Genomic DNA, 19,384 nt, shown 5'->3' with positions numbered 1-19,384 from the left:
TAATTTTTTAACTTAAAGTGACTTAATAGACCCTTTAGGCAAAACAGCCGCTATGTAATCCTTCTTAATAGTGATTTCTGAAGTTTCGTTGATCGTCAGTAACACATAATCGTTGTCATCGCTGATCTTGGCGATCTTACCCAAGATCCCACCACTGGTGAGCACTTCATCACCTTTGCTCAATGAGCTCATTAGGTTCTTATGTTCTTTTACACGCTTAGATTGCGGACGGAAAATCATGAAGTAAAAGATCAGGCCAAAGATGACCAACATGAAAACCAATTCCATGGTACCACCCGCGCCATTAACTGGCGCATCGGCAGCGTATGCATTTGAAATGAACATATTTCTCTCTTCTTATTAGCAGTAAATTAATCGGATAACTTAGGGACTTCGCGACCTTGACTGGTATAGAACTCCTCAACAAAGGCGTCTAATGTACCTGTCTCGATTGCACCACGCAAACCTTCCATCAACATTTGGTAGTAACGCAGGTTGTGGATGGTGTTTAAACGTGCACCTAAAATTTCATTACAACGATCTAAATGGTATAGATACGCCCGAGAATAGTTCTTACAGGTGTAGCAATCACACTTAGCATCGAGTGGTGAAGTATCATCGCGATGACGCGCATTGCGGATCTTGATAACACCTTCACTGGTAAACAGATGACCGTTTCGAGCATTACGAGTTGGCATGACACAATCGAACATATCAACCCCTCTACGTACACCTTCAACAAGATCTTCCGGTTTACCTACCCCCATCAAGTAACGCGGCTTATCAGCCGGGATCTGCGGGCAAACATGCTCGAGAACACGATGCATATCTTCCTTTGGCTCCCCAACTGCTAAGCCACCAACGGCATAACCGTCAAAACCAATTTCTAGCAAGCCCTTAAGGCTTTCGTCACGCAAATCTTCGTAAACACTGCCCTGAATGATGCCAAACAGCGAATTAGGATTCTCTAAGCGGTCAAACTCATCCCGTGAACGCTGCGCCCAACGCAGTGACATCTGCATCGACTTACGGGCTTCGTCGTGAGTCGCCGGGTAAGGCGTACACTCATCGAAGATCATTACTACGTCAGAGCCAAGTGAGTCTTGGATCTGCATAGACTTTTCCGCGTCCATGAAGATTTTTTCACCGTTGATTGGCGAGCGGAAATGCACGCCCTCTTCGGTGATCTTACGAATATCGCCGAGACTGAAGACTTGGAATCCACCCGAATCGGTCAAAATAGGACGCTGCCAATTCATAAAATCATGCAGATCGCCATGCTTACGCATGATCTCTTCACCTGGACGTAGCCAAAGGTGAAAGGTGTTACCCAGCAGAATGTCTGCACCCGTGGCGCGAACTTCTTCTGGTGTCATGCCTTTCACCGTACCGTAGGTGCCCACAGGCATAAATGCCGGGGTTTCAACGGTACCGCGCTCAAACACTAGGCGACCGCGACGTGCGCGACCATCGGTTGTATCTAATTCAAATTTCATTTTTAACCTCGCCAGAGAAACAGTCTGACTCTTTTCGTGCCGCTAAAATCGGCACAGCTGAACAATAGAGATAAGGGCAAACAACTCAGTATCAACCCTTATCACCAAAAATCTCTAAAAAAATACCCACCTCATGTGTGGGTGGGTATTTTAAAACAAAATTACCGTCTAGTTCGCTTTTTTAGTCACAAACATGGCATCGCCGTAGCTGAAAAAGCGGTATTTTTGCGCAATCGCATGCTGATAGGCGTTTTTCACCTCATCAAAACCGGCAAAGGCACTGATCAACATGATAAGTGTCGACTCCGGCAGGTGAAAGTTAGTCACCATGGCATCGACAATTTGAAACTCATAACCTGGGTAGATAAAGATATCAGTATCATTGCTATAGGCCTGCAGTTCACCTTCGCTGGCCTTGGCAGCACTTTCCAGAGAACGTACAGAAGTCGTTCCCACGGCAATGACCCTATGACCAGCTGCCTTGGTTGCTTTTATGCTATCTACCACATCCTGAGGAACCTCGGCCCACTCAGAGTGCATCTGGTGATCTAAGATATTGTCGACGCGTACCGGTTGGAAAGTCCCCGCGCCCACATGCAGAGTCACGAATGCGGTATTCACACCTTTCGCTTTAAGCGCCGCAAGCAAGGCATCGTCGAAATGCAACCCCGCCGTGGGTGCGGCCACCGCACCAGGGTTTTGGTTATAGACCGTCTGGTAGCGCTCTTTATCTGCATCCTCATCGGGACGATCGATATAAGGAGGTAATGGCATATGCCCCACCTCTTCAAGCACCTCGAGTATGGTCGAGTCACTGTTCAGCTCAAGCTCAAACAGAGCGTCATGGCGCGCCAACATGGTCATCTCATAACCACCGTCGAGACAGATGATGGTGCCGGGCTTGGGCGATTTAGAGCTACGCACATGAGCCAGAATACGCTTGTCATCAAGCATACGCTCGACCAGGATTTCCAACTTACCACCGGTTTGTTTTTGGCCAAAAACACGGGCAGGGATCACTCGGGTATTGTTAAACACCATAAGGTCACCGGGATTGACCATCTCCAGTATATCGGTAAATTGCTTGTCCTCTACCGCACCAGTGTTGCCATCAAGGGTCAACAATCTAGAAGCCGTGCGATTCGGCATAGGGTATCTGGCGATCAACTCATCGGGAAGATCGAAAGAAAAATCGGCAACGCGCATAGTCTGTCTCTGCTTAGCATAAATCGGCCGCTAGTCTATTGGCAGATGATGATAAGATCAAGACACAGGGCTTAGCTAGCCTTCTTCCTTTTGTCGACAACCGCCATATTGGGTTGCAGATCTGCGCTGGTTTTACGGTAGCTGTGTTGCTCGAAAGGAATGTCCACCTCGACGCGGCGCCGACGGGACTGAGTATTTCTGCTAAAGCGTTTGATTAACCAGTTCCACATCATCCCTGATCCTTTAAACCGATAAAAATATGAAGGGTGCTTTGGTGCACATCCTGTTGATCCCTTTATCGTCGGCTAACGCCATTAAATCAGATAAAGGTTTCATCGCACCTCTTGACATGATAACGTGAAAACCGTGATTTAACAAAGCAATTAAACTTTATCTCAATGAACTTTTTGGCACATCTGCATCTGGCAGATAACAGTAAAACCGGCCTTGCTGCCAATCTCGCAGGTGATTTCGCGAAAGGCAATATTAGTGACCACCCTAAGAGTTTGCAGCAGGGGATCTGGCTACATCGACAGATAGATTCGCTAACCGATAATCACGAGTTAACTAGGGAACTTAGGGCCGCTTTTCCGAAAAATCTTCGGCGCGCCGCGCCTATCCTGATTGATCTGGCGTTCGACCATATGCTGGCAAGATATTGGGAAGAGTATCATCACCTCTCACTGGATGCCTTTGCCAAACAAGCTTACCAGGCGATGGCCAACACGCCTGATCTCCCCATACGACTCAATGAGCTTGTCGCCAGGATGCAGCAGGAAAACTGGCTCATTGCCTATGAGCAACGCAATGGATTAAACCAAACCATTAAGTCTGTGGCCAAACGAGTCTCTAAGCCTGAAATTTTTGATGGTGCGGTAGAGACGGTTAAACGCATGGATGTGGAGATCGAAATTGCATTTCGCACCTTCTATCCACAGTTGATGGCCTACAGCCGCATCTGGACTCGTCAGACTCCGCCTGAATTTCTTTAGTCCAGATGTGACAAATTATAAGGTCATTTTCAGTGTCTTCAGCCTTAAATAAACTTGCATCTTATCTGACGCCTTACCTAAAACCTCAGCGAAAAAGATACCGTTACCTGAGGGATGCAGTCCTTATGTTACTGGTTGCCTTTGCCGTATTAAGTTATCAGCAGCGCAACATGATAACAGGCGAGGCGCCAGCCTTAAGCGGCGTCACCACGAGTGGAAAAACCGTGCAGCTGAATAACGGCGAAGTGACCCTCATCTATTTCTGGGGGACCTGGTGCCCGGTATGTCGCGTCACCTCACCCATGGTGAATGAGGTCGCGAAACATGCCAAGGTGATTAGCATTGCCGTTGCCTCGGGCAGTGACGCCGAGATTAATCAGTTTATGGCTGAAAATGACTATCAATTTGATGTGGTTAGCGATAGCGATAAGCTACACCCTACCTGGGGAGCAACCGTGTTTCCCGCTATCTACATTGTCGATGCCCAGGGCCAAATTCGCTTTAAAACCTCAGGTGCCACCAGCAGTTGGGGCATGAAACTTAGGCTCTATTTGGCCAACTGGTAAGCGACACATTACACCAGCTGATACTTCTCTAAGCGATAAAGAAACGCCTTATAACTCAAACCTAAACATTGCGCCGCTTTGGTGCGATTTCCCTCAAAGCGGTTCATTGCCTGGCGCAGACAATCCTTCTCAAAACTTTCCCATTGGATCCCATTTTCGGGCAGCACAAAACGTCTGGTATCCAGAGGTTGAGGCGCGGCGATCAGCTCCTGCACCATCTCCTGTTCATCGCCGAGCAAGACAAAACGCTCGATACGATTAGCCAGCTCACGTACGTTGCCGGGCCAGCTGTAGTCCAGCAATGCCTTTAAGGTATCTCGGCTAAGCTTTGGTACTTCCACACCATATTGACTGGCATGCAGTTTAAGAAAATGCTCTACCAAGCGGCCGATATCCTCGGTGCGTTCTCGCAGCGCAGGCATATGTATGGGCACCACATTCAGACGATAGTAGAGATCTTCGCGAAAACGCCCCTCGGCCACTTCCTGCTGCAGATCCCTGTGAGTCGCCGCAATGACTCTAACGTCCAATTTAATTTCGCTGTTCTGCCCCAAGCGAGAGATCACCCCTTCTTGCAAAAAACGTAGCAGCTTGGTCTGCTGTAGTAGAGGCAACTCGCCTATCTCATCGAGAAACACAGTGCCGCCGTCTGCGGCCTCCAGCTTACCTATCTTTTGTGTTGTGGCGCCGGTATAAGCGCCCTTCTCGGCACCAAACAACTCGGCCTCTGCCAAAGATTCAGGAATGGCGCCGCAGTTAATGGCAACAAAGGGTTTATGGCTGCGCCCCGACAGCTGATACAAAGCACGCGCCGCCAGCTCTTTACCTGTACCACTCTCACCACCAATCAGCACTGTGGCATCTGTGGCGCTGACTCGCTGTACCCGCTGGTAGACCTTCTGCATCAAGGCTGAACGCCCCACCAAGCCAACCAACTCCTGCTGCTGTGACAGCTCGGAGGAGAGACGACGATTTTGCCGCTTCAGAGCAATCGACTTAGCGACCTTCTCGATCGCTAACAGAAGGCTCTGACGCTGATAGGGCTTAGCCAGATAATCATCGGCGCCCGCCTGCATCGCATCCACTGCATGGGTAATAGTGCCGTAGGCTGTTGCTATGATAAAGCCCATGTCCGGATGCTCACGGCGCACATAGTTAAGCAGGTCCATACCGGTCAACTGCCCAAGTTTCCAATCGGAAAAGACTAAGTCAGGCGCAGCGGCTTTTATCATCACAATCGCCTGCTCTACGCTGTCGGCACTCTCCACCTGATATTGGTTAGCCGTCAACATCTGCACAATCAGCTCACGCTGATCGGGCTCATCTTCCACCACTAAAATATGTAACTTAGCCTGTTCCATTACACTTCCTCTGTCCTGGGCCTATCGATAGCAAAAAAAGAGCGTCACTATTGTGCCCCCGCCAGGATTATCTTCAAATACTATTCGTCCACCGTAGTGGCCCTGAATCAAGCGCTCTGCGATATAGATCCCCATTCCCGTTCCCTCTGCCTTAGTGGTCACATGGGGTTGAGTCAGCTTGTCACGGATCTCAGGAGGGATCCCCTTGCCGGTATCGGCCACCTTTAACGTATAACAATCACCATCCTGCGCCAGGGTCAGATCGATATGACCATCATCTGGTGTTGCTTCGACGGCATTGATCAGCACGGCATGTAAGATACTGCGAATTTCAGATTCGGCGCCAGCCACCTTGATATCGGGATCACTGCAATGAAAGGCGATGGCAGGTTTGCTGCCGTTAATCGACAGTTCCAGCAAGATATCCTGCACCGTCGCCGCCAGCGGCACCGGAGTTTGACGGTTCACCTGAGTGCTCGACAACGTCAGCAGAGATTGAATGCTTTTATCCATCATGGCGATCTTTTGCTGCATCTGTGCCAGTTGTACACTCGCCGCCTCGGGCGACTCGGATTGGGCGACCGCTTCCGATAACAAGCCTAAGGTATGCAGTGGATTGCGCAGACTATGGGCGATACCCCGTGTCACTTCCCCAAGCTCTGCCAACTGCTTCTGCTGCGCCATCTGTTTCTTCTGCTCGCTTAAGGATGCAAGCTGACTACTCATCTTATTAAATCCCTGGAGAATACTTTTAAGCTCCTTCACCCCACGCTCATCCACCTGATAACCAAGCTTCCCCTCTCCCAACTTCTTATGCCCTAAGGCCAAGTTAGACAGCGGCGCACTGATCACGTGACTGAGCATATAGACCAGCAACAAGCCGGCCAACGAGCTCATCATGATGGCGCCAATCATAGATTCGCTGAAGCGTTCTAGCTGCTCGTTGGTCTCTTGATTTGGGATGGCGATATCCTGGGTATAGGCCACGGAGACCTTCCTTCTATCCGCTGCAGTAGGAGATGTAGGCGCCTCTATAATGGCGACATTTCCCTTGTCGAGCCAACTCTTGGCATCTATCTCAATTTGACTCACGGCAGCATGCAGACGCTGGCGATACTCATCCGCCGCCTGTCTTTTCGCCTTGGCAATATTTTGCTTCTGACGCTGTTTAAGCTCCTTTTCGTAGACCATCATGGCATTGAGATGATCGCGCAGTTCTTGTTGTTTGGCGGCTAACGCGGCGCGAAAAAATGCCTTCTGCTGCGCCGTGGCATTATCTGTCTCCATCTCCATGCGCACCACCTCTTCACTCAGCTGAGCAATCGCCTCGGATACAGCTTCAATATCTCGCTCAAACTCCCGTTGCAACTCCTCGGCATCGGCGATCGACTCTTGCATCGCCTCCTTGTCGAACTGCACCACAAACTCCTGCTCAGCCCCGACATTATCAATCAGCACCTTCACCAGGTTTTGCGACAGGTCCCGCGAGCGCTCGCTCAGTTCATTTTGCAGCTGCGCCTTATAGAAATGAGAAACCAGCAGCTGACTGCCGCCAAGAAACAGAATAAGTGCGCCAAACAGCACGAACAGATAACCTTTAATCGACATATCTTCCTCAAATCAATGGCCTTAAGGTTGCGAGTGTGCGCTATCGCTAGCACCTTTTTGGCATAGACACTTGTATAACAGGACTCACCTGGCGATAACTGCCAGCATAGCAGGTTATACAAAAACAATACCAAGATAAAAGCCCTTATAAGTCGCCATCTTAGCTGGCCATACAACCGATAAATTCCCCATATCAGGAATCTCTTAGCCCATATGAGGTATCGCCTCTGTCATCAATCTAACGTTTACAGACCGAGAATAGTCGGTATTGCCCATCATTAGTGGCCTTAACCAACTTGGCACGCTCCTCGCTACTCCCTTAGCAAACGCATTAACCACTATGGAAGGAAATACCATGAAACTAAATAAACTGACCTCACTGTTTGCCTGCTCCGCGCTGCTGTCATTTACCCTAGCCGCCGTGCCAACGGATCTACGACAAATTGATTTTAACGATAACCAAATCAACGCCAAGTTGATTCAAGATGGCGATAAGGTCACTAAACTGACCCTGGACACAGAAGGTAAACAACACAGTTACCGTTTCACTGAAGCTGAGATACAAGACGAGAAGCTCATTCGAGAGAAACTAGCCAAGCTCTCTGAAGAGACGCAAAATAAGGTGGTTCGTCTACTGAAACAGATCAACGGTGACGGGTCTCACTACCATTACCTGCGTCATAGCGAGTTGTCAGAGGCTGATCAAGCCAGGATAGTATCGCTTACCAAGAAGATGGCCAACAAAGAGGCCGAACTCGCCAAACATATCGCCAAGATAGAAGTTAAAGTGGCAGCAAAAAGTGCTGAAATGGAGGCTAAAAGAGCCGAAATGGAGCGCAAAGCTGCTGAGCTTGAAGCCAAAGCCCGAGAATTTGAAGTGATCATCGACACCCATGATGGCGAGTTTAATCGTAATATCGAGCTGCTATCGGACGACATCGCCGAGATCGCCACCGAAATCGCGGATATTGAGATGAAATATCATGGGGACGGCGAACGAGAGTTTGTGGTGATAAGAAGCGACAGCGACAAGGCTGACGTCGAACAGCTACTCCATCTCATCGAAACCGGCAAGTTGAGTTATGACCAAAGGCGCAAACTTCAACAGGCGCTAAATAAAGATGAGCGCAAATAAATGAAAATGTGAACAACGCGATAGAATGCGCCCTCGCCCCAAGGTAACCTGCCAACAGGCTCTAGACTCTAACTCTTCAGATTGAGGTAATTACCATGTGGTGGCGCATTCTCATCATCTTTCTTGCATTTGCCCTACTGGGCGCCCACTTTATGCGTTTCGGGCAAACCTTCATTAGCGCAGCGTTTATCCTGGCGCCACTACTGCTTTTCATTCGGCATGCAGCGATCACCCGCTCATTACAATTGGTACTGATCGCCAGTAGCATCTTGGTATGGGGACTGAGTGGCATTGACTATGTGCAGATGCGCATCTCCATGGATGCCCCTTGGTTAAGACTGGCTATTATCATGTCGGCGGTAACGCTTTTTACCCTACTGGCCTCTTTTTGCTGCCAGGGTGTTCAGCGCCTCAGACAAACCAAGCGCCAAAGTTAAACCACGCAGGACACCTGACCAACCGAGGTACTCTGTGACAGACGTTTTGCCAGTAATCGCCTTGCCAGAGCATCGACTAACACGTTAAGCAAGGCGGTAACTATCAACAGGTAAAAGGCGTTGTTAAAACGAATCTCGCTAAAAGCGCTGTCGATATAGAACCCCAGAGTCATTACGCCAAGTACCCCGAAAATAGCCGTCTCCCGCAATATCACCTCAAAACGATAGAAGAGTAACGACATCAAATTTGGGTAGATACGAGGTAATATTTCATAGCCATAGTGATCGCTTCGAGCTTGGTACAGGGCGCTAGGCTGAACCACTTTATCTTGCCGCGTCAGCAGATAAGCGATCAAGGCACCGTTATGCAGTCCTAGGGCCAAAATGGCCGGTAGCATTGAAGGGCCGCACAGCATCATAAAGATAAAGGCGAGAATATACTCAGGCATAGAGCGCATGATAAGTAGGCCCAGCTGCCCAAGTGCCGCAGTCAACTTACCTCGGCTATGAATGCTCACCCATCTGTGACCCACCAAGGCCAGCAGATGAGTCAGACCAAGGGCACTAACCGCCAAGACCAGGGTCGCCGCCGCACCGGGTAGGGCTTGTTCCAGGGTCAGCCTCTGCCACCAGTTAAACAAACGCGACATCCCCTCCCCAAAGGCTTGCTGGCCGTGCAGCACCTCGCCAAGACCGGGCGGTAAAATATCCACGCTAATAAACTGCCACACTAAGCGCATATCGACACCCACTATGGCTGGTAAAGTGATAAGCGAGACCAGCAGATAGACAGGAAGCAGACGGCGACGAGCCCAAAGGGGAATGCTGCCAATCAAGACCACGAAGAGGATCAACAGCGCCGCCCCCTCACTATACTTGCCCTGGCGAAAAGCGGTTTCCAGATAAAAGCCCAGGGTTGGCATACCGATAAAACCCAAAACCGCGCTACTACGCAGAGCACACTCAAACCTGTAACGCACATAGGCCAGCATCAAGGGCAATACATGACCTAATTTACCGTAAAAATAGCGACTCAGGTGATCGCAGCCAAAGGGTAAGGTGTCGCTGGTTGTACGCGGTGACTGCTGCAAAATATCGTGGAACACCCGGGCGAAGGTCGCACCGTAAGGCAAGGCGATCGCCAGTATCCCTGTCACAGGTGATAAACCAAAGACTTGCAGGAAGAGCAGCGCCCAGAAGATCTCGTGAATGCCCCGCACCATGGCGCAGCAGGCCGCCACCCAGGGGGAGCGATAAATCAGCGCCAGGGGCGAACCCAGCAGTAGACCAAAGGTCACACCAAGCAGCGCAAAACTCACCGTCTGCCACAGGGCGCTCAATAATGACTCGGTTGCAAAGAAATCGGGCGTGAGCAGCCCCTGCCCCATGCGCAGCAGCTCTCCCCAGGGATCCAGGTTAATGATGGCTATATCGACAAAACAGAGACTGATGGCAATAAGCAACCAGAGCCCTAGGGTCAGTCGCTGCCAGGGACCGACAAATCTACCCATGTGGCGGCGATGCCATCTGGGTATCGAAAAAGCGCGCCAACTGCTGGCTATCGAGTTGGCTCGTCGGCTGATCGAGCACCAGTTTGCCCTCGCTCAAGCCGATGATTCTGTCAAAATTTTGTAGCGCCAGATCACTGTCATGCAGCACCATGATCACTGTCTCATGACGCGCCTTGACCAAATTGAGCAATCGCTGGGCCATCATAGGATCTAACGCTGAAAACGACTCATCACCGATAAACACGGCTTGCTGCTGATAAAGGGCTCTGGCTAGGGCAACACGCTGGCGCTGTCCACCTGAGAGAGATGACACTGCGGTTTCTATGGGCGCCTCAAGATAGAGGTCGCGGCACAGCTGCTGCACCTCTTGGCAAGGCGTGGCCATCGGCCAAACTAGGTTGAGTAGATTATAACCAAACCAGTGCCTCGCCAAAGCGCCCATGTAGACGTTATGGAACACACTCAAGGCATCCACCAGTCCCTGGGATTGACTGCACAGCGCGGCATCTTGTTTGAGCTGCTGATAAAGGTAGGTCAGCAGCGTCGACTTGCCCGCGCCGGAAGGACCGACAATGGCTAAGGCCTCTCCTCGCTTGACCGACAAATCAAGATCGCGAATCACCTGAGTATCTTGATAACTCAGGCTAAGAGATTCAATATTGAGCACAGTGTTAATCTAGTAAGCCGATAGCCGTTGCCACAGACTCGATAGGCTCGTAATCTGCGTTATCCGCCTCAACAAACGACTGACGAGGGAAGCTGGCCAAAAGGTCGGGATCCTTCATATCCAGCAGCGCCTTGGTTAACTTCTCGGTAAAGCCTTCTCCAAAACGCGCGTCTGCATCGGCACGCACTGTCCACTGATAGTCTGGGTAAGCAGGGGTTTCCCAAATAACTTTTACCTTATTGGTATCGACACTGCCATTAGCCACTGCGGTTTCCCAAACCTTATAATTAACGGCGCCGACTTGGTAAGCCCCAGCTTCAACCTGAGCTATAGTGCGGCTATGGTCACCCGAGAAGCCGACACGAGTAAAGATCTCATCGACCTGCTTACCCATGTTGCGCTCGATATAAAATTGCGGCATCAGGCGTCCCGAGGTCGAGCCTTTCGAACCAAAGGTAAAGGTATAGCCGTTAAGGTTAGGGAAATTGCTCGACTCCTCAAGTGGCGTCGAAGCATTCGCGATAAAGAAGCTCTTAAAATATTGATCTTCATACCCTTGTGCGATCGCTCGTGAGCCGGGCACTAAACGTCTCGCCTGCACACCAGAAAGGCCGCCAAACCAGGCCAGCTGCACCTGATTGTTACGAAATGCGGTCACCGCTGCAGCGTAAGACTTTACCGGCACATACTTAACATCCACACCCAGCTGAGTCTCTAGATACTTGGCCACCTTATCAAAACGTGTCTTAAGCTGACTCTCGTTTTCATCAGGGATCGCCGTGAAAATGAAGGTCTCAGCTAAGGTTGCTGGCACGAACAGACATGTAAAAACAAGGGGTAATATTTTAACTAGGGGCATAATGGGCCTAAACGAGTATGAAATTTACGGAATTCTAACCATTTAGCCGGCAAATTAACAGGCGAAACCATAGCGGTTAGCTCACAAAAAACCTTCACTCAAACCATGTTTTAAGATGAGTCAGTCCCTGTTAAGCTAACCTATTATAAATTAATGTTTTATGAAACGTCCTCAGCTTGGCTGAAATATCGCCTCCCAGGGTTACCAAGCGAGCAGGTTAAAGATGAAATAGGCAAAGTATATGAGAATTTTAGTTGTTGAAGATGATCCTCTCCTGTCCCACCACCTCAAGGTACAGCTAAGTGAGTTGGGCAATCAGGTTCAGGTGGCTCAAACGGCCAAAGAGGGCTTTTACCAGGCAACTAACTACCCGATAGATATCGCCATCATCGACCTTGGCCTGCCGGATCAAGATGGCATAGACCTGATTCAATCTCTGCGCAAGGCGGAACTCAAAGCCCCTATTTTAATCCTCACTGCCCGGGTTAACTGGCAAGATAAGGTAGAGGGGTTAAACGCCGGCGCAGATGACTACCTGGTCAAGCCCTTTCAAAAGGAGGAGTTGGTAGCACGTCTCGACGCCCTGATTCGTCGCAGCGCCGGCTTCGTAAAACCGCAGATCACTAGCGGCCCGCTGGAGTTAGACCTTGCCGCTAAACAGGTCAGTCTCGATGAAGTTCCCATGGAAGTGACGGCCTTTGAATATCAGATCTTGGAATACTTGATGCGTCACTGCCATGAAGTAGTAGCCAAGCAGCGACTATTGGACGTGATCTACGGTGACAAGGAAGGGGATCCTAATACCATAGAGGTAATGGTTAGCCGCCTGCGTAAGAAACTCACCAAAGGTGGACTTGAAAACCCTATCGCTACCATACGTGGCCAAGGCTACAAATTTAATCTGCCATGCAAATAAAATTTAAACCTAAACAACGTCTGCTCACGCGGATGTTTGTCACTTCGCTGTCGATTATCGCCTTAGTGGGATTTGGTCTCGCTTGGCTGGTCAACCTGTTATACGCGCAAAACACCTATAACGAAGAGACTGCTAAGCTAATCGCCGAGATCCCAAAGGTAGCCGCAGAACTTAGAGAACATAATCTCATCCCTGAGACCTCAGAATGGCTCGAAGAGAACAACACCCCCAAACGCTATATCATCGCCAGCTGTGATGAACACTTCAAACAGGTGTGGACCTCATCCTTGGCCGTCGACCGCGGCCTATTCGATACCTGTGAACGCTTCAACGAGATCCGTTTGGATGCACCGCCCTATTATCTGACTCTGGCCGATAGCAAAAGCTACTTTGTCTACCTATTGTCGGTAGAAATCGCTCAGCATAAATACAACCTGCTGGTGATGAAAGATGCACAAAAGCTGGAACAGGAGTTCGATAAATTCAGTCGACGTACCTACTGGCGCTTAGGCATGATCATGGCGCTAGCCTTGGTATTACTGATCAGTGCGGGCTACTGGGGTATGCGACCCTTAGTGCGTATGCGCAACGAGTTACAACAGGTCAGCAGTGGCAAAACCAAAGCACTGTCTGAAGACTACCCGGTCGAACTTGAAGGCGTTACACAGGCATTAAACAAGCTGCTGGTACAATCAAGCGCGCAACAGGAAAGATACCAAAATGCCATGAACGACCTGGCCCATAGTCTCAAAACCAGGTTAGCAGCGGTACAAGCGATCACTGACGATCAAACCTTGAGCAAATCAAGCGCCAGCGAGAAGATTATGGAGCAGGTGAGCCAAATGGATCAGTTGGTGAAATATCAGCTAAAAAGAGCCATGTTGGGACGCAAAGGCCTGAAACAGGAACAAACTTTAGTCGCCCCTTTAGTTGAGCAGCTATCACAAATGCTGTTTAAGGTTTACCGCGACAAACAGATCCAGTTTCATGCCGATATTCCAGCCGAGCAAGTGTTCCCCGGGGACAAAGGCGACTTGATGGAGCTTTGCGGCAACCTGATGGAAAACGCCTTCAAGCTCTGCATCAGCAAGGTGAGCGTCACCGCCTGTTATAGCGATAACAGTGAGTTCGTTTTGATCGTTGAAGATGATGGCCCGGGCGTGCCCGAAGCCATACGTAAACGCATCATAGAACGTGGCGTGCGTGCTGACACCCAAAAGGCTGGGCAAGGAATAGGGCTTGCCGTCTGTAACGAGATTGTCTCAAGCTACAACGGCAGCCTCAATATAGATACCTCATCCCTCGAAGGGGCGAGGTTCACCATCAAGATCCCGCTCTAACCTAGCGGAGCATATAGCTTTTCGGCACGGTTAAACATCACCCAGGAGGTGGCGATATATTTATCGCCACTGATGGGCATGTTGCCTCTATGACTATGGGTAAAACCAGCAGGCGCTATCACCATGGTGCCCTTCTTCGGCTGGATCTTACGCTGCTGATAGAAAAACTCGGTTTCACCGCCCTCTTCCACATCATTGAGGTAATACATATAAAGCACTACCCTGTGCAGCGCTTCGTTATGCCCCATCTGTGGGAACTGCTCAGAATGCCAATGCGGATAGCCTCCCTTACCCTGTTGATAACGCTGGATATTGATGCTGCCACTACGATACAGGTACTGCACTAAAGGCTGAACCCTATGACGTCCCAAGGTATCGAAGTTCTCCGGAGTTAAGGTCTGCGGCTTGCCCTGCTCATCGGCTAATGTCACCGCCACGGCCCCCATTAATCCCAAGGCATATTTTTCAAAATATTGGGCGCTGTGTTTTAGCGTATAATTAAGGAGTTCGTTTCTCAGTGGCAGTAACTCCTGAAAGTTATCCATGGTGATGTCACGGCTAATTTTCTTTTCAAGGTCGACACCATGACCGGTTATACCATCAATGACACCAGGATGTGTGTTGACGGTCTCCATGAGACGATCACACAACTCATCGGGTATGGCATTGGGGTAAACTTCAATGAAATCCATGTATAACTCGCTAAATTAGACTATTTTGTGATGCAACTATGCTGACACACTGCTTAAGTAATTGTAAAGCCAGCTGGTTGAGATAAAATAGCCTGAAAAATAAGGCAAGCGTAAAGTCACATGAGCAAAAGCTGTAAGGTAAGCACAAACCAATTACAAGTCGGCAATTTTGTTAGATTACCTGTCTCTTGGAAAGATCATCCCTTTCTTTTTAACTCTTTTACACTCAAACAAGAAGCGCAAATAGAACTGATTAAAAAACTCGATATCGACTATGTGTTTGTCGATCTCGACAAAAGCAGCACGCCACCACTGGCAAAAAAGGATGCCTACGATACACCCAGTTTCAAAGATGAAAGTGATTTGCAGCAGCTGAGTCAGCAGATGAGTCAGAACAAGCAAGAGCGCATCGAACACCTTAAGAAGCTCAAGCGAGATCTGAAAAAAACCGAACAGGAGTTTGATCGCTCCGTTGCCATCATGCGCAATTTGGTTGCCAAACTCAGAAACCGCCCACTCAATGCCATTTCCGATGCTAAGGAACTGATCCACAGCATTACCGAAGAGCTGCTGAACTCAGATAACTTGGTGCTGCATTTGATGAGCGATGCTAAAGACAGCGAAGGGATCTACTATCATTCGCTCAACGTCGCCGTACTCTCAATGATGATCGCCAAAGAGCTGGATTGGCCACGGGAAGATATTGAAGCGGTCGGCATGGGCGCCCTGTTCCACGACACGGGCAAACTTAAGATCCCATCTCAACTGTTACGCAAAAAAACGCCCCTCACTCAGCCCGAAATCAACTTCATCAAGCAACATCCGGCTATGGGTGTAGAACTGTTAAAGCTCGCCAATAACTTTCCTGAAGATGCTGCGCCAATAGTCAGAGACCATCACGAGTTTCTCGACGGCAGCGGTTACCCCAGAGGGTTAAAGGCGGAGCAGATCAGCCTGCCAACACAATTAGTTGCGGCAGTGAACCTTTACGACCAACTCTGCCATCCCGAGGGGCAGACCAAAGCAAGAACCCCCTATGCGGCGCTTGGATATCTATATAAGAACTATAGAGAACGATTGAATCAAGAAGCCGTCGGAAAACTGATTAAGATGCTGGGTGTCTACCCGCCCGGGAGTGTGGTCGAACTCTCCAGCGGACAATTTGCCATGGTGATGGCCGTGAACCTTGAGAAGATCCTCTTCCCCAGAATCTTGGTCTACGATGCCTTGGTTCCCAAAGAACAAGCACCTATTGTCGATCTGGAAAGCGAGGGCTTAACCATAGTCCGATGTATCGCTCCATCGGCCCTGCCGGAGAAGATATTTAAGTACCTCAGCCCCCGAGAAAGAGTCAGTTATTTCTTCGGTGGTGATAAGAAAGGATAGTCGCCCCAAAGCCGCTTGATGCGGCTTTACTGTCTTTCTGCGCTAGCCAGACTAAAATTAAAATATGGCCTTGCGTTATGGCGTATATGCGCTAAGGAAAAGATAATGGTAGAACTACCCGACTTCGACAGTTTACAGTGGTTAGCACAGCATGCACCGCAGCAATTAGCGACGCTGCAGAAAAACCTGAATAAAGCGTTAATTAGCGAAGCTCACGCCAGCAATCGCGCTCAACTGGAGACCATACGCTATCATTTGGAATTAAAGCTGTCTCGCTGCACCAATCCCTACTCACGTTGCTATCTTGCCCTACAGCTAATGAATGATAAATTCATCACCCTAAATCAGGTTATCAATCAACCCGATCTCTATACAGACAAAAGAGCCAAAGTGCTTTGCTATCCAAGTAAATAACGCAGCACCTTTAGGTCTTGCCAGACTTTTATTCAAAGCCAGCCTTTACGCTTAAAGAAGAAATAAGTAGAAGCGGCGCTACCAAACATCATTAAGATCGCCATCGGGTAACCCCACTGCCATTCAAGCTCGGGCATATTCGCGAAGTTCATACCATAGGCGCTGGCGATTACAGTCGGTGGCAGGAAGATCACTGCGGCAACCGAGAAGATCTTGATGATCTTATTTTGCTGTAAACCACTAAAGCCCATGGCCGCATCGAGTAAGAAATTCAATTTATCAAAGATAAACTGACTGTGGGGCATCAAAGATTCGATATCCGATAACATCTCACGCAGATCTTTCAGATCATCATCGGTCAGTTTACCGCGATAGTAGCGCTGCATATAACGCAAAGAGCGTTGAGTATCGAGCAAACTCAAACGAATTTTACCGTTTGAGTCTTCCTGTAGGGTGATCAGCTTAAAAACATCATCAAGCTCATCGCTCTCAAAGACCTGCTCGCCGACGCTGTCGAGCACAGAATAAACATCTTCGATCAGATCCGAAAGATAGTCGACCTTAAGGTTGAACAACTCCAAGAAGAGCGCCTGAGGTGTTTGCACCTCGAGTCGGCCGAGTCTTAGATAGTTACGCAACAAACGGATCAGCCCCACATCATCTTCCCTTAGGGTGACCAAAAACTGCGGTCGCAGGTTGAAAGAGACGTTGACGCCTTTCACATCCTGCCCCACACGCTGTGGAAACAGCGAGTTGATGTGCAAGCCATCTTTGTTTTGGTAAAAACGTGCCGAGGCTTCAATCTCGTTGATATCTTCCTCTTCCGGCAACTCTTCTACCGAATAACCTCTGAGCCACTCACGTTCTTCATCTTCAGGTTTATAGAGGTCCAGCCACAAGGTTCCGTCGGGCACACTGTCTTGAATATTCAGCTCGACAATGGATAACTTATTCGCTTGAAAAACATAAGCTGTGATCATAAGGCCTCCTGAAAAAACACTCAGATGAAAACTCACCACATCTCAGCGCAGGGTATAATTTGGCGTTATTCTACCGAATAACACGCCGTTGAACAGCTTAATCGGCTGCTAACGAAGTGAATATAAACAAAAAGCAAAAATTGAGTGTAAAAAGCAGCTCTTATCGAATATTTGGCGGTGTATTGGCAATCACAATGCGCTCTTGAGTAGACAAACGTACCTTCAGCCCATCAATAGTGGTAAAGGACTCCCCCTGCAGATCGCGCTTACGTACCTGATAAACTTCTTCCACCTCCTGTAACGGCGAAACAATCGTGACGTAAACCACTTGATTCCCCTCTCGCCAGCTCCAATACCAATACCCGCCACTACCAAGCAATGCCAAGGCCGCAAACCCAATCGCGATATACTTAAATAAAATTCGCTGACCCAGCTGACTGGCAGTTGGCTGACGAGCCTCCACCTTTGAACGACGAAGGTAGGCAATCGCCGCTGCGATCACGAGTAGAGTGACTAAAATTTTAGTTAACACGCGCGTCTCCTAGGATTAATCTCCGTCATTATAGAGTCTTAGCAATGCAATTACTGCAACCTATCCCCCAGGACAACTAAAAATGTTCAATCAACCAACTAAAGTTGTTCAACTCGCCTCCATGGTGCTATAACACAATAAATTCCTTTTTTCCGGTTTGCCATGAAAACGCTAATCAATTGCATCTCTCTGTTTCTAATGTTGTTTACTCAGGTCCATGCAGAAGTCACCATCACTCTGCCGAACAACAGCACGCCACTCTTGCTCAATGGTAAAGATATTGATACTCGACAGTTAATCTCAGCCAATGGCACTCAGCAAATCTTACTGAACGCCAATGCCAATTATCGTGAATTTGGTCAGCAAAAGCGTTTTGTGTCAGAAGCCATCATAGTCACCTTCTCAGGAGAAAATAATCATTACACCTTGAGCTTACCTAAGATATCAACACCAAAAGCTGCGGAGACGTTTAACCAATCTCCCCAGGTGATAGTGAAAGATACTAATGGCAATAACATTCCTTATAAGATAGATACGCTGGTAAAAGAAGGGATTCAAGTTGGCAGAAATTACAGTGAGGAGATAAAAACATATAACACTGGCCAGGGCATCGCAGCCGTAAGCCTTTGGCAAGTTTCTCCTGCTGCGACGGTTCAGCAAGCAAGCTCAGCGGCACAAGCAACTGAGACTGTCACTGAAACAAGTCATACGATCACAGAAACAAGTCACACGAGTGCAGAGCCAAACGTCGAGCCAGTGAAAAATGTCCAAGGAACTCAGCGAAAAGATCAAATCAATGTCGGCCAAATGCTCGACTTTTGGTATGAACAAGCCGATGAAGCCACCCGTGAAGCCTTTAAAAAACGCATAGGCTTGGAGACTAAATAACAGGTGTTTACTCACCCCTCATCTCACATGGGGACGGAGAAGCCCTGCTATAGATGTGTAGCATCTAAGGGCTTTGTAGCGCGAACCAGCTAGGCTGCGAGCTGAGGGGCAAAGCACATGGAATGGATGTGCCGAATGTCATAAACGCAGGATGCTGTTTATGACCAAGCTCAGCGATATAGAGGAAGCGCTAGTCATGGCCAGCTTCAGCCATATTTAGATATTTATACAAACATACGCTCACATGGGGGCGAAAGACATCCGTTTATCAAGCGAAGCTTGATGGATGGCTGTAGCGCGAAGCAGCTAAGCTGCGAGCTGAGGGGCGCACACTGCGTAAGCAGCTTTGGGCTGTATGTGAAGGAGGTGCTTTCGCGAAGCGTATAAACGAAAAAATC

General features: G+C 49.0%; 21 protein-coding genes. 9 read left to right on the top strand and 12 right to left on the bottom strand.

The features are described 5' to 3' along the window. Window positions 1–12: 12 nt before the first annotated feature. The 4 genes from yajC to NY07_RS19610 form a co-directional block, all read right to left on the bottom strand. A complete protein-coding gene (gene yajC, locus NY07_RS09680; protein WP_033539156.1) occupies window positions 13–345 on the bottom strand; it encodes a preprotein translocase subunit YajC in 333 nt (110 codons plus the stop codon). 26 nt (window positions 346–371) lie between these two features. Next, the gene (gene tgt, locus NY07_RS09675) at window positions 372–1,496 is read right to left on the bottom strand and encodes a tRNA guanosine(34) transglycosylase Tgt (protein ID WP_033539155.1); all 1,125 of its coding nucleotides are present in this window, start codon (window positions 1,494–1,496) and stop codon (window positions 372–374) included. A 168-nt stretch (window positions 1,497–1,664) separates the two neighbouring features. Next, complete coding sequence (queA, locus tag NY07_RS09670; protein ID WP_033539154.1) at window positions 1,665–2,702, bottom strand: tRNA preQ1(34) S-adenosylmethionine ribosyltransferase-isomerase QueA; 1,038 nt, start codon at window positions 2,700–2,702, stop codon at window positions 1,665–1,667. 71 nt (window positions 2,703–2,773) lie between these two features. Beyond that, window positions 2,774–2,935 (bottom strand): hypothetical protein, encoded by a 162-nt coding sequence (locus NY07_RS19610; protein ID WP_157704963.1) that lies wholly within the window; start codon window positions 2,933–2,935, stop codon window positions 2,774–2,776. A 165-nt stretch (window positions 2,936–3,100) separates the two neighbouring features. On the opposite strand from NY07_RS19610, the gene NY07_RS09665 reads away from it, so the two are divergent. Further along, window positions 3,101–3,694 (top strand): acyl carrier protein phosphodiesterase, encoded by a 594-nt coding sequence (locus tag NY07_RS09665; protein WP_033539153.1) that lies wholly within the window; start codon window positions 3,101–3,103, stop codon window positions 3,692–3,694. Window positions 3,695–3,819: 125 nt separating this feature from the next. After that, window positions 3,820–4,260 carry a protein disulfide oxidoreductase gene (locus NY07_RS09660; RefSeq protein WP_081953807.1) on the top strand — a complete coding sequence of 147 codons (441 nt, stop codon included), beginning with the start codon at window positions 3,820–3,822 and terminating at the stop codon, window positions 4,258–4,260. 8 nt (window positions 4,261–4,268) lie between these two features. On the opposite strand, the gene NY07_RS09655 is transcribed toward NY07_RS09660, so the two are convergent. Together NY07_RS09655 and NY07_RS09650 are read right to left on the bottom strand one after the other, a co-directional pair. Next, complete coding sequence (locus NY07_RS09655; RefSeq protein WP_033539151.1) at window positions 4,269–5,621, bottom strand: sigma-54-dependent transcriptional regulator; 1,353 nt, start codon at window positions 5,619–5,621, stop codon at window positions 4,269–4,271. A gap of 21 nt (window positions 5,622–5,642) precedes the next feature. Further along, window positions 5,643–7,229, bottom strand: coding sequence for a sensor histidine kinase (locus NY07_RS09650; RefSeq protein WP_033539150.1), 1,587 nt, complete (start codon window positions 7,227–7,229; stop codon window positions 5,643–5,645). Between the two features lie 355 nt (window positions 7,230–7,584). Between NY07_RS09650 and NY07_RS19020 the strand changes: the two genes are divergently transcribed. Then, on the top strand, window positions 7,585–8,364 hold the full coding sequence (locus NY07_RS19020; RefSeq protein ID WP_052125585.1) for a hypothetical protein: 780 nt from the start codon (window positions 7,585–7,587) through the stop codon (window positions 8,362–8,364). A gap of 95 nt (window positions 8,365–8,459) precedes the next feature. Continuing rightward, a complete protein-coding gene (locus tag NY07_RS09640) occupies window positions 8,460–8,801 on the top strand; it encodes a hypothetical protein (protein WP_033539149.1) in 342 nt (113 codons plus the stop codon). On the opposite strand, the gene NY07_RS09635 is transcribed toward NY07_RS09640, so the two are convergent. The 3 genes from NY07_RS09635 to NY07_RS09625 are packed head-to-tail and all read right to left on the bottom strand — an operon-like array spanning window position 8,798 to window position 11,838. Continuing rightward, window positions 8,798–10,312 carry a PhnE/PtxC family ABC transporter permease gene (locus tag NY07_RS09635; protein WP_033539148.1) on the bottom strand — a complete coding sequence of 505 codons (1,515 nt, stop codon included), beginning with the start codon at window positions 10,310–10,312 and terminating at the stop codon, window positions 8,798–8,800. The two genes, NY07_RS09640 and NY07_RS09635, sit on opposite strands and share 4 nt — an antisense overlap. Continuing rightward, on the bottom strand, window positions 10,305–10,979 hold the full coding sequence (locus NY07_RS09630) for an ATP-binding cassette domain-containing protein (protein WP_033539147.1): 675 nt from the start codon (window positions 10,977–10,979) through the stop codon (window positions 10,305–10,307). The genes NY07_RS09635 and NY07_RS09630 overlap by 8 nt, the downstream gene beginning before the upstream one ends. Before the next feature lie 4 nt (window positions 10,980–10,983). Continuing rightward, complete coding sequence (locus NY07_RS09625; protein WP_033539146.1) at window positions 10,984–11,838, bottom strand: putative selenate ABC transporter substrate-binding protein; 855 nt, start codon at window positions 11,836–11,838, stop codon at window positions 10,984–10,986. 241 nt (window positions 11,839–12,079) lie between these two features. Here NY07_RS09625 and NY07_RS09620 point away from each other — a divergent pair, with 241 nt between their 5' ends. Continuing rightward, the gene (locus tag NY07_RS09620; protein ID WP_033539145.1) at window positions 12,080–12,754 is read left to right on the top strand and encodes a response regulator; all 675 of its coding nucleotides are present in this window, start codon (window positions 12,080–12,082) and stop codon (window positions 12,752–12,754) included. Continuing rightward, window positions 12,745–14,094 carry an ATP-binding protein gene (locus NY07_RS09615; RefSeq protein ID WP_033539144.1) on the top strand — a complete coding sequence of 450 codons (1,350 nt, stop codon included), beginning with the start codon at window positions 12,745–12,747 and terminating at the stop codon, window positions 14,092–14,094. The genes NY07_RS09620 and NY07_RS09615 overlap by 10 nt, the downstream gene beginning before the upstream one ends. Here NY07_RS09615 and NY07_RS09610 read toward each other — a convergent pair. Then, window positions 14,091–14,786: a 2OG-Fe(II) oxygenase gene (locus NY07_RS09610; RefSeq protein ID WP_033539143.1), complete on the bottom strand. Its 696-nt coding sequence runs from the start codon at window positions 14,784–14,786 to the stop codon at window positions 14,091–14,093. The genes NY07_RS09615 and NY07_RS09610 overlap by 4 nt on opposite strands. A 120-nt stretch (window positions 14,787–14,906) precedes the next feature. On the opposite strand from NY07_RS09610, the gene NY07_RS09605 reads away from it, so the two are divergent. Further along, complete coding sequence (locus NY07_RS09605) at window positions 14,907–16,172, top strand: HD-GYP domain-containing protein (RefSeq protein ID WP_033539142.1); 1,266 nt, start codon at window positions 14,907–14,909, stop codon at window positions 16,170–16,172. Between the two features lie 105 nt (window positions 16,173–16,277). Beyond that, complete coding sequence (locus tag NY07_RS09600) at window positions 16,278–16,586, top strand: DUF3135 domain-containing protein (protein ID WP_033539141.1); 309 nt, start codon at window positions 16,278–16,280, stop codon at window positions 16,584–16,586. Between the two features lie 32 nt (window positions 16,587–16,618). Here NY07_RS09600 and corA read toward each other — a convergent pair whose 3' ends face one another. Together corA and NY07_RS09590 are read right to left on the bottom strand one after the other, a co-directional pair. After that, window positions 16,619–17,566 carry a magnesium/cobalt transporter CorA gene (gene corA / locus NY07_RS09595; RefSeq protein WP_033539140.1) on the bottom strand — a complete coding sequence of 316 codons (948 nt, stop codon included), beginning with the start codon at window positions 17,564–17,566 and terminating at the stop codon, window positions 16,619–16,621. A gap of 160 nt (window positions 17,567–17,726) precedes the next feature. After that, window positions 17,727–18,098: a hypothetical protein gene (locus NY07_RS09590; protein WP_033539139.1), complete on the bottom strand. Its 372-nt coding sequence runs from the start codon at window positions 18,096–18,098 to the stop codon at window positions 17,727–17,729. Window positions 18,099–18,296: 198 nt separating this feature from the next. Here NY07_RS09590 and NY07_RS09585 point away from each other — a divergent pair, with 198 nt between their 5' ends. Next, window positions 18,297–18,986 (top strand): YccT family protein, encoded by a 690-nt coding sequence (locus NY07_RS09585; protein ID WP_052125581.1) that lies wholly within the window; start codon window positions 18,297–18,299, stop codon window positions 18,984–18,986. The last annotated feature ends 398 nt before the right edge of the window (window positions 18,987–19,384 follow it).

The organism is Shewanella sp. ECSMB14101 (assembly GCF_000773485.1).
Taxonomy (GTDB): domain Bacteria; phylum Pseudomonadota; class Gammaproteobacteria; order Enterobacterales; family Shewanellaceae; genus Shewanella; species Shewanella marisflavi.
This window is presented reverse-complemented; position numbering and strand designations above follow the sequence as displayed.